General features: G+C 55.6%; 7 protein-coding genes. All 7 read right to left on the bottom strand.

Annotated elements, in window-relative coordinates:
- Positions 1–18: 18 nt before the first annotated feature.
- On the bottom strand, positions 19–996 hold the full coding sequence (locus ABQ298_01595; GenBank protein MEQ9823057.1) for an AEC family transporter: 978 nt from the start codon (positions 994–996) through the stop codon (positions 19–21).
- Between the two features lie 3 nt (positions 997–999).
- On the bottom strand, positions 1,000–1,971 hold the full coding sequence (locus ABQ298_01590) for a transglutaminase family protein (protein ID MEQ9823056.1): 972 nt from the start codon (positions 1,969–1,971) through the stop codon (positions 1,000–1,002).
- A gap of 12 nt (positions 1,972–1,983) precedes the next feature.
- Positions 1,984–4,467, bottom strand: coding sequence for a circularly permuted type 2 ATP-grasp protein (locus tag ABQ298_01585; protein ID MEQ9823055.1), 2,484 nt, complete (start codon positions 4,465–4,467; stop codon positions 1,984–1,986).
- A gap of 38 nt (positions 4,468–4,505) precedes the next feature.
- Entirely contained in the window at positions 4,506–7,832 is a 3,327-nt protein-coding gene (locus ABQ298_01580; protein ID MEQ9823054.1) for a transglutaminase family protein, read from the bottom strand.
- A gap of 45 nt (positions 7,833–7,877) precedes the next feature.
- Positions 7,878–8,906: an alpha-E domain-containing protein gene (locus ABQ298_01575; protein ID MEQ9823053.1), complete on the bottom strand. Its 1,029-nt coding sequence runs from the start codon at positions 8,904–8,906 to the stop codon at positions 7,878–7,880.
- Between the two features lie 41 nt (positions 8,907–8,947).
- Positions 8,948–10,390 (bottom strand): circularly permuted type 2 ATP-grasp protein, encoded by a 1,443-nt coding sequence (locus tag ABQ298_01570; GenBank protein MEQ9823052.1) that lies wholly within the window; start codon positions 10,388–10,390, stop codon positions 8,948–8,950.
- A gap of 174 nt (positions 10,391–10,564) precedes the next feature.
- The coding region (locus ABQ298_01565) for an alpha-E domain-containing protein (protein MEQ9823051.1) at positions 10,565–10,945 on the bottom strand (381 nt) is incomplete at its 5' end.

Here is a 10,945-nt window from a genome sequence, read left to right as displayed (position 1 = left end):
GCATGCGGGAGGCAAAACTCAACCCACGAGTCGCTGTGCGATTGCGATCCAGAGTGGGATCGTAACGACAGACAACAGGGTGGTGGCGATGACGATCTGCACTGCTGTTTGAGGACTGCCACCATAATGCCGGGCCATGAGGATGGGGAACATGCCGGAGGGCATGGCTGCCTGAATGAGGATGACCGCTTGCAGCTCCATGGGGAGCGGCAAACAAAGGGCCGCCGCAATGAAGAGGGCGGGAAGCACAAGCAAACGGGCCAAACATGCACCGCTGACGACTCGCCAATCCAGTTTGAGCGATGCATCGTGCATCAAGTCCCGCAGTGAGGCACCGATCAGGATGAGTGCCAGTGGAATCGCGCAACGTCCCAGTTGTTGAACGGTGGTGATCACGGACTCGAACATCGCGTCAAGGGGGGTTGAATCCGCGTCGACCGTGCCGGGTAACATACGGTTCATCAGCAAGCCTGCGGCGAGTGCGAGGATGGGAGGATTGATGAGTTTTTTCCAGGCGTGGCGTGTGATATTTCCGTTGAGCAACAGGATGCCCAACGTCCAGATCGCAACCTCGATACCGGTATTGTGCACCATCAGCACGCCCATGACCTCCTTCGAATGGTAGAGCGAATCGATGAGCGGAATGGCGATGAAGCCATAGTTGTAAATGCCTGTGGTGAATGCAAAGGTGCGCAAACCCTTGCCCTTGCAGAGTCCGAGCATGCGAGCGATGGCATATCCTACCGCAAAGCCCAGGAGGATCGACAGGAATCCAACCAGCGGTGGCAGCAACAGGAGGCTGGGTTGGTTCAACGCCTCATTGCGAAAGACAAAACTGAAAATAAGGGCTGGGTAGAAGACATGGATTTGCAGCTTGAGCAGACTGTCATCGGCAGAGGGTTTGAGCCAACCAATGCGGCGAAATGCATATCCCCCGAGAATGAACAGGTAGACCGGAATCAGTGCAATCGTGATGGAAATTATGCCTTCGAACATGGATTATTCGCTGTAACTCAGATCGGGATGCGTGATGCGCCTGGACGCATCATCAATGGGCCATACCGTTACCTCCACCGCAAGGGTCGAGGTGCCTCCACCAGTGACCGAACCCTTGATCAGGCTGATATCATCAAAATCGCGCCCTACTGCAATGCGGATGTGCTGGTCGTTCACGAGCAGATCGTTGGTGGGGTCGAGATCGATCCAGCCGTAGCCAGGGACAAAGACCGATACCCATGCATGGGATGCATCGGCACCCTCAAGGCGAGGTTCACCCGGACGGGGGTGGGTCAGGATGTAGCCGCTCACATAGCGTGCCGGGAGATCCTGGCTGCGCAGGGCGGCAATCATGAGGTGTGCGAAGTCCTGACAGACGCCGCGCTTCATCGCAAAAACCTCGCTCACGGAAGTGGTGATTTCGGTCGCTGCGGGATCAAAGGCAATCTCGGACTTGAGTGCATGATTGAACTCCAGAACGGCCTCCATGAAAGGCCGCTGATCGGGGAAGAACGCAGCAGCCCATTCCGCGATAGCGGGATCGGCGTGAGTCTGAGGCGAGGGATAAATAAACTGGAGAGCCTGGAGCATGCGAAAGCTGGTGTCTCCGTGCAGAGCGTTTCGCACCTGTGCGCAGTTAATCGTCAGTTCATCAATGGGCGCCGGATTTGAAATCACGCGCGCATTGAATTGCGTGAGCACGGAGAAGCGCTCATGAGGTTCCTGAATGGAGAACGAATGAACGGAGTTTCCGAAAAAATCCCTGTTTTCGGTGAAGTCCATGGGATCGGGATCCATTTCAATTGAGAAATCGGAAATGTGCTGTACGCCGGACCAGTTGCGGGGTTTGAGGTGCAGGGTGTGATAGGAGAGGGAGACGGGATAGGTGTAGTCGTAAGTGGTTCGGTGTTTGACCCGGTATTCAGCGAAAGGAAAAGAATAAGGGGAAGGGTTGACTGGCGAAGCAGAACTCATGGCAGCAGAAGATCAGGTATTGGCAAAAAAGCGCTGTTCGATCAGCAGGTGAAGTTCGTCGAGCGCACTGGTGATGGGATTGAAGGGGTCCGCTGCTTTGCAGCGAATCAATGTTTCGGCATTCAGGCGACTCATGGCTTCGATCAACTGCACGCTCAGACGCTGGCTCGATTCGTTGTGAGATTCTCCAGACTGGGTGCGCCAGGGCAGTTTGCCAAGGTGTTGAATGATGTGTTCGACCATGAAGGTCAGCGAACGTGGATTGCCAGCATCCTTGAGCAAGAGGGTGAAGACGCGGATCGGGTCGATGGCATTGAGATGGCGGTTGCGATAGGTGATGGTACTGTCGGCGTATTGCAGCAGCAATTGCAGGTGTTCTTCCTCCGGGTTGGGATTTTCGATGAGTGAACTGCGAAGCAAATCGATGAGCTGATAGCTGCGCTCGAGGCGTTTCCCCAGCATCAGGAACTGCCAGCCGAGAGTGCGCACCATGTTCTCTGCGGTCTTCCCTGAAAAGGCAGCCAGTGAATCGAGTGTATGATCGAGCACATCCATGCTGTGTTCGTGCAGGATGCTCGCACCCTTCGTGCCGGGGGTATCCGTTGAGATCTGCTGCAGGTGACTCAGAATCTGCCAGCTGTCGGTGGACAGGCGATCCTTGAGGTGAAATGCAATGCGCCGCACGTGGTTGAGATCACTGGCAAGAGAGTTGGGGTGGTTTGGATCTGAAACACAGCGAGTCAGCAATGCATCGAGTACCGTCAGTTGTTCGCGAGTGGATTCCGTTGCCTGAAGGGATTGAAGTTCTTCTTCAGACAGCAGCACTGACAAAAAGGCATGGAGGTTTGCCAGGGTGGCGTTGTGAACATCCTCTGTGAGGGTTTGCATGAGAATGTGGAGTTGGCGTGCCAGGCATTCAACACGCTCAATGTAACGGCCAAACCAGTAGAGGTTGTTGGCGGTGCGACTCGAAAGGTTGTCTTCGATGGGGGGAAGTGTGCTCTCTGCCAGTTGACGGGGGAGTGTGGCTGCTCTCGAACCTTTGCGCGCCTCATCAAGAATCCAGACGTCTTTGCTGATGGCACCGTGCTGCATCGATACGTTTTGAGATCCGGGTGTGGGTGCGATGCGTGCCAGCCCTCCCGGCATCATGTGGAATTGTCCGTTCATCCGGGTGAGGTAGACGCGGATGAGGAAGTGATGGGGGTGGAGCTGTTCGTCATGATAGGCGGGAGCGGTTGCACGTGAGACAATTTGTTGGGCGCAGTAGCGTTCGGGTGTGCGCTCGATCCGCTCCCGCAGCGCACGGAGTTCGGATTTGCTCAATGCCGGGCCAAAAACGGCCGACTCGGAGTGCTGGCGGAAGGTGGGTTTGATCACCAACTCCTGAAGATGCTGCATCACGTAGGAAAATTCTGCGGGCTGCCCGCACCACCAGGTCGCAACCGAGGGCAGCAGTAAGCTTTCAGAACGGTGAAATTGACAGAGGTTTTCCATGAAAGCAGGCATGGCTACCGTTTCCATGAGTCCGGTTCCCAGTCCATTCATCATGCTCAATTGACCACTGCGCAGGCATTGGAGCAAACCGGGTACGCCGAGTAGTGATTCATTGCGCAGTTCGAGCGGATCGCACCAGTCAGAGTCCAATCTGCGCAGCAGATTGCGTATCGGGACAATGCCCTTGAGGGTCTTGTAAAAGAGTGTGTTATCACGAACCGTGAGATCGGCTCCTTCCACGAGCTGAAAACCAAGGTTTTTTGAAAGAAACGATTGTTCGAAGAAGGTTTCGTTGGCGGGTCCCGGGGTCAGCAATGCGACTCGCTGACCCCGCTCAGATGCGGGGTGGAGGTTGCTGATGCACTCGTTGAAGCCATCATAAAACGGATGCAGGCGTTTGATCGGCTGCTCGCGAAAGAGTTCGGGAAAGAGGCGGTTGGAGAGCAATCGGTTTTCGAGCACGTAACCCATGCCTGATGCGGCTTCAATGCGATCATTGAGGATCCACCAGTTTCCATCGGGGGAGCGTGCGATATCGGCGGCGTAGAGATTTACCCAATCCCCTCCCACTGGTTCGATACCGTGGCAGGGTCGAAGAAAGGCGGGATTGGCATAGACGAGGTGGGGTGGCAGAATGCCATGCAGGAGTGCCTCCTGCGGGCCGTAGAGATCCTTCAGGCACTGATTGATCAGCTCCGCGCGCTGGCGGAGTCCGGCCTCGATGCGCTGCCACTCTGTTTTGGAGAATACCAGGGGCAGTAAATCCATGCCCCATTGCCGACTCATCTCAGCGTCAGAGTAGACGTTGTAGGTGATGCCGTTTTCGGTGATCAAGCGCCGCAAAAGTTGGTTTCGGCGCTCGAACTCTGCGGGTTGGAGTTGCCTCAGCCGATCTGTGATGGATTGCCAGATCGGACGGATGGTTCCCGATGCATCGTGGTATTCATCATAGTCAGTGGCATGATTGGCGTATGAATCGAGTATCGGGTGTGGGATCATTCAATCACGAAAACAAACCTGTGCGTGGAAACGGCAGTTCAGTTGAACCTACGTAAGTCCAAGGTTCCGGGAAAATCAACGGAATGTTTCACTTCGGGAATGATCAAATAGGGTTCGATGGAATAACCGAAAGGCTCGAAGCGGCTGAGTCGGCGACTTTCTGCTTCATACGCATTGACCGGGAAGACTTCATAATTGCGCCCTCCGGGGTGAGAGACGTGGTAGCGACATCCCGCCACAGCACGGCCGTTCCAGGTATCGACAAGGTCAATGACCAGGGGTGCATCCACTGGCAGTGTGGGATGCAGCGCTGCAGCTGGCTGCCAGGCGCGAAAACGAATGGAACCAATGCATTCGCCGACGGTACCGGTGGATCGCAGAGGAATACGCTGCCGGTTGCAGGTGAGTACATAGCGGTCGCTGAGCAGGCCGGAACTTCGGATTTGCACTCGCTCGAGGGATGAATCGACGTAGCGCACAGTTCCGCCCGCCATGCCCTCTTCTCCCAGAACATGCCAGGGTTCGAGCGCCTGGCGCAACTCGAACTGCATGTCCCGGTATTCGAATTGGCCGAGGATTGGACAGCGGAATTCGAGGTGGGCTTTGTACCACTCTGCTTCGAATGGAAGGGCGTTGGCCTGAAGGTCTGCGAGCACATCGAGCAGGTCCTCCCAAAGGTAGTGTGGCAACATCATGCGGTCGTGCAGATCGGTCCCCCAGCGAATCAGGCGACGTGGATCGTAGGGTTTTTCCCAGAAGTGCGTGACCAATGCACGCAACAGCAGGTTTTGGGCGAGGCTCATGCGTGCGCTCGGCGGCATTTCAAAGGAACGCAATTCGAGCAGCCCCAAGCGGCCGTTGGAGGCATCGGGATTGTAAAGTTTGTCGATGCAGAATTCGGCCCGGTGAGTATTGCCCGTGACGTCGGTGAGCAGGTTGCGGAAGAGACGATCAGTCAGCCAGGGTGGATAGTAGTCCCGGTGTGAGTCGACCTCGCGAAATGCGATTTCCATTTCGTAGAGGCTGTCATCCCGGGCTTCATCGATGCGCGGACTCTGACTGGTCGGACCGATGAACATGGACGAAAACAGGTAAGAGAGACTGGGATGATGATGCCAGTATGCGATCATGCTGCGCAACAGATCCGGGCGTCGCAGAAAGGGCGAGTCCTCGGGTGTGGCGCCCCCCAGAACAATATGATTGCCGCCGCCAGTGCCTGTGTGTCGACCGTCGAGCATGAATTTGCTGCTTCCCAGACGGCATTGCCGGGCGTCTTCGTACAGGCTTGTGGTCAGGTATGCCAGTTCCCTCCAGGAGTGTGTGGGTTGGATATTGACCTCAATCACACCTGGGTCGGGTGTGACACTGAAGCTTGCGATGCGGGGATCGAAGGGAGGTTTTTCGCCTTCTAGGATGATGGGACAGTTCAGACTTAGCGCGGTTGCTTCCACTGCAGCGACCAGGTCGAGGTAATCCTCCAGGGTCGCAACGGGTGGAAGAAAGACACAAAGCTTTCCGTTGCGCGGTTCGACGCAGATGGCAGTACGGGCAAGCACATCGGGATCTGATGGGTTTGCGGGTTTGGTATCGTCGAGGGGGATTTGTGCCTCTTCCGCCTCGACCACGCGACGAGCCCGTGAATGATAGGACTGAAAACGGGGGGTGGGCGGATCGAGCGCTTCACCTGAGCTGCTCAGGGGATCGCGATGCACCACGTAGGGGTAGTCGTTGCTGCGCGTCCATGGCAGGGAGTCCAGCGGGAGACGCAGGCCGATGGGAGAATCCCCCGGAGTCAGAAACAAGTGTGCTTGGCGGAGCGGCCACGGAGTACTCACCCATACCTGTCGGGCCTGCCACATTTTTTGAAGGGGCAGCACCCAGCCCTTGGGGCAGTCGAGTTCTGACTCAAACAGACGGGCCAGACGTCGTCGTTCTTCCGGATCCTTGAGCTGATTGTTGACCGGATCGACATTGTTGGGAAGTTTGCGCTCCTTCCAGAGATAATAAAACGTATCCTCATAGGCGGGCATGAGGGTGTCGACGCGCACTTGCAAAACGTGAGCGAGTGTACGTGCGAAGCGCTCGGCAAGCTCCTGAGTGTGCCCGTAGTCCTTTTCGATGTCGGCGAGCAGCTCGGGATGGTGCCACAACACGGTGCCATCCTTGCTCCAATAACAGGTAAATGCCCAGCGTGGGAGGGACTCACCCGGGTACCATTTGCCCTGACCGTGATGCAGGAATCCACCCTTCCCAAAGCGCAACCAGAGCTTGCGTAGGAGCTTTGCCGAGAGGTCAAGTTTGTGTGCACCGACGGCACTGGTGTTCCACTCTGGGCTTTCCATGTCGTCAAGGGAGACGAACGTGGGTTCTCCTCCCATGGTCAGGCGGAGGTCGCTCTGATGGATGCGTTCATCAATGCGCTCCCCGAGTTCGTAGAGACGTTGCCAGGCTTCATCGGTGTAGGGAAGGGAGACCCGCGGAACTTCCCTCACCCGTTGGATCCGCATGTCAAAATCAAATTGGGTTTCGACGCGCTCGAGTGCCCCCGTGATGGGAGCGGCAAATTGGGGATCGGGGGCACAGGCGAGTGGGATGTGTCCTTCCCCGGCAAACAGGCCCGAAGTGGGGTCGAGTCCGATCCATCCTGCACCGGGCAGGTAAACTTCCACCCAGGCGTGCAAGTCGGTGAAATCGACATCGGTTCCGCTTGGACCATCGAGTGATTTTTCATCGGGCGTGAGCTGGATGAGGTAGCCCGAGACAAAACGAGCAGCGAAGCCGTAGATACGCAGCAGGTGGATCAGCAACCAGGCGGAATCCCGGCAGGAGCCTGTTCGGAGCTTGAGCGTTTCGTCGGGAGTTTGAATGCCGGGTTCGAGACGGATGGTGTAAGCGATGTCCTTCTGAAGCTGTGCATTGAGCTGCACCAGAAAGTCCACTGTGTTTGGGGGTGGTTTCGGCAGACTGCGCTGATAGTCACGCAACGGCTCGCTCGGTTTTGCCTGGAGGGAATAGATTGCGAGTTGGGATTGCAGTTCGGGATCGATGCTGCGCTCGGCAAAGCGTTCGTAACTGGGTTCGAGAAAAAAATCAAAGGGGTTGTAGACGGAGAGTTCGGCGACGAGATTGACGGTCACCTTGAACTCAGGGATTTTCTCAGGAAAAACGACACGGGCGAGGTAGTTGTTGTAGGGGTCCTGTTGCCAGTTGATGAAGTGTTCGCGTGGAAGAATCTCAAGTGAATAACTGTGGAGTTGCGTTTTGCAATGGGGAGCGGGACGCAGGCGAATGGTCTGGGGCGAAAGGGACGTGGGCCGTTCGTAGCGGTAGTGGGTTGTGTGAGTGAGTGCAACGTGGATGGCCATGGCGGAACGTTGAAAAATGGGGTATGCTGCTGTGTGTTGGAACGTTCAGAGCGACTGCTGCTGTTCGGATGGTGGCTCGACCGATTCTGTTGCGAGTGCGGGATCGACGATGGGAAAGAACATGTAGTGATTGTTCAGTTCGATGGCGATCTCATCCAGCATCCGGTGTACATCATTGAGAAACGGATCTGTGCGGACCCCTGTGATCTCCTCAATGCGGCAGTAGTTGAGCTTGGAGAGCAGGATGCCGCACTTTCGTTCGGCTTCGTTCGAAAAATGGGTGAGCGGGCATTGGGAGATCGCGTGCATGTGTCGTTGCAGCTGGCTGACGCAAAAGCGGATGGAGCGTGGGAAATAGCGCGACAATGCCAGGAACTCCACAATGTCATCCCCTTCCAAGCGCTGTGAGTGCATCTGTTGAAAGGCTCCCTCTGCACTGCACGCACGCAGGACCGACAGCCACTGGGCCGCATCCAGTGGATTGATGACTTCCTGGTCACCCCAGAAATGGTCCAGCAAAATCTTTGCACGCAGGATGCGTCCTGTCTTGTCGGCGCGCTCGAGAAAACGTCCGGCTTGGATGAACTCGTAGCCAACCGCATGAGGGAAGGTGGATTCGGTGACGCCCTGAAACAGGTTTGAATACTCACGGATTTCCTTGTAGAAGGCATAGGGACCGGAACTCCAGATCTGCTTGGGGTCGGTGTGTTTGAGAAAGAGATAGCAGCGGTTGATGATTTCCCACATGTCCTCCGAGAGTTGATCCCGAATCATGCGAGCATTTTCGCGGGCAGCTGCGATGCAACTGATCACCGAACTCGGGTTCTCACGGGAGAACGTGAGGTATTCCATGACGGATTGACTTTCAAAATCCTGGTACAGCTGGCTGTAAATGGGCAAATCCCCAGTACTTTCGATGATGGGATGCCAGAAGGTGGCGATGGTTTCTCGATTGGCACCATCGGTTTCGAGCAGGATCTGCAGATTCACATCAACCAAACGCACCGTGTTTTCGGCACGTTCGATGTAGCGGGACATCCAGAACAGGGAATCGGCAACGCGGCAGAGCATCATGATAATCGGGTGGTCAAGCGGCGGGTGAAAGTTCTTGTGGGTCAGGAGTCACCATAGAGCACCCAGGTGTCCTTGCTGCCTCCGCCCTGGGAGGAGTTGACAACGAGTGAACCCTTTTTGAGTGCTACCCGGGTTAGCCCTCCAGGGGTGATCCGGACCTTGTCTCCATAGAGCACATAGGGACGAAGGTCGATGTGACGACCTTCGAAGCGATCCCCACACCAGGTCGGGTGGCGTGAGAGTGAAATGGGGGTTTGGGCGATGAAATTGCGCGGATCTTTTTTAACCCGCTCCCGAAAGGATTCGATCTCGCTGCGGGAAGCTTGGGGACCGATGAGCATGCCGTAACCGCCGGATTCGTTGGCCGCCTTAACCACGAGCTTCGACATGTTTGTGAGCACATAGTCCAGATTGTTCCCCTCAGCGGGGATCCAGGTCTCCACGTTGTTGAGGATGGGATCCTGATCGAGGTAGTAGCGGATGATTGCAGGCACGAAAGCGTAGATGACCTTGTCGTCGGCAACGCCTGTTCCGATGCAGTTTGCCAGACCCACGTTTCCTCGGCGGTAGGCTTCTACCAGACCGGGAACTCCGAGCACGGAGTCGGGGCGAAAGACGGTTGGATCCAGAAAATCATCGTCGATGCGCCGGTAGAGCACATCCACCTGCTGAAGCCCCGAGATGGTGCGCATGAAGACCTTGTGATTTTGCACGACCAGATCTCGTCCTTCGACAATATGGATGCCCATTTGCCTGGCGAGGAAGCAGTGTTCAAAATACGCACTGTTGTAGACTCCCGGAGTGAGCAGGGCGATCACCGGGGTATCCGATGCGGATTCTGGAGCAATGTGTTGCAGAACAGAGAGCAGATGGGCGGGATAATCGAGATTGCTGCGCACGCCGGCTCGCGGGAAAAAATTGGGGAAGGCGCGTTTGAGTGCCTGGCGGTTTTCGAGCATGTAGGAAACTCCTGACGGAGAGCGTGCGTTATCCTCAAGCACGAGGTATTCCCCGTTCTCATCCCGAATCATGTCAGTTCCGCAGATGTGGATGTAAATGTCTTTGAGCACCTTGATATTCTGGAACTCGGGGCGATAGTGGCGTGCGGAAAGAATGTAGTGCTTGGGGATCACTCCATCGCGGATGATCTGCTGTTCATGATAGATGTCATGAAGGAAAAGATTGAGCGCGATGATGCGCTGTTCGAGTCCTTTCTTGAGGTGTTCCCACTCGGAGTTGGGAATGATGCGGGGGATCAAATCAAACGGGAAAATCTTTTCAGTTCCCTCCTCTTCCCCGTAAACGGTGAAAGTGATCCCCTGCCGCAGAAAGGACAGGTCGACGGATTCCCGCTTCTGGTGAAAGGCTTCGGTCGAGAGTTCACTCAGGCGTTCGAGCAAGTTTCGATAGTGCGGGCGGGGAACCCCCTGGGATTCAAACATCTCGTCATAAAACGCGTCGGTTTGGTAGTGATCAAGATTCATGAAAGGCACGGCATGGGAATGGATGGTGAGAGCCGTCGTGTTTGAGCAATTCCTGTGCCGAGTCGTGGGGCAGTACGGATGTTGTACGAGCAGGGGTGGTGTGTCTGGGGTGGTTCCAAGTTATGCAAACCTGGCCCAAAGTATGCGATGGGAAGGCGGTAATTGTTGCATCGACTAGAGTTCAAACTCGAAGACCTCATCCTCCGTCAGCTCGCGAATATAGGTTTCAAACAGCTCAAGGTAGGTCTGGATGAGTTGGGAGAGTTTTTCTGATTCGCGCTGATGTCGGGAGAAAAAGTCCATGATTTGATGCAGATGATCCTCCGGATCGTCGCCGATCATTTCATGCACATCGATGAAAGAAAGGTCGTTGGTGATACGGTTGAGCGTCATCAGCATGTTGTCATGGTCCTTTTTGAGTGCCTCTGGCAGGGGCAGTGCTGAGAGATGGGGATAGAGGCGATTGAGCGTGGACATGAGTGATTTGGGATTTTTCTCCTGCTTGATGACATCGTGAAAGACGCGATGTACGTTCCACAGGTGGGTTCCTCGCTT

This window comes from Puniceicoccaceae bacterium (genome assembly GCA_040224245.1).
GTDB lineage: Bacteria > Verrucomicrobiota > Verrucomicrobiia > Opitutales > JAFGAQ01 > JAKSBQ01.
This window is presented reverse-complemented; position numbering and strand designations above follow the sequence as displayed.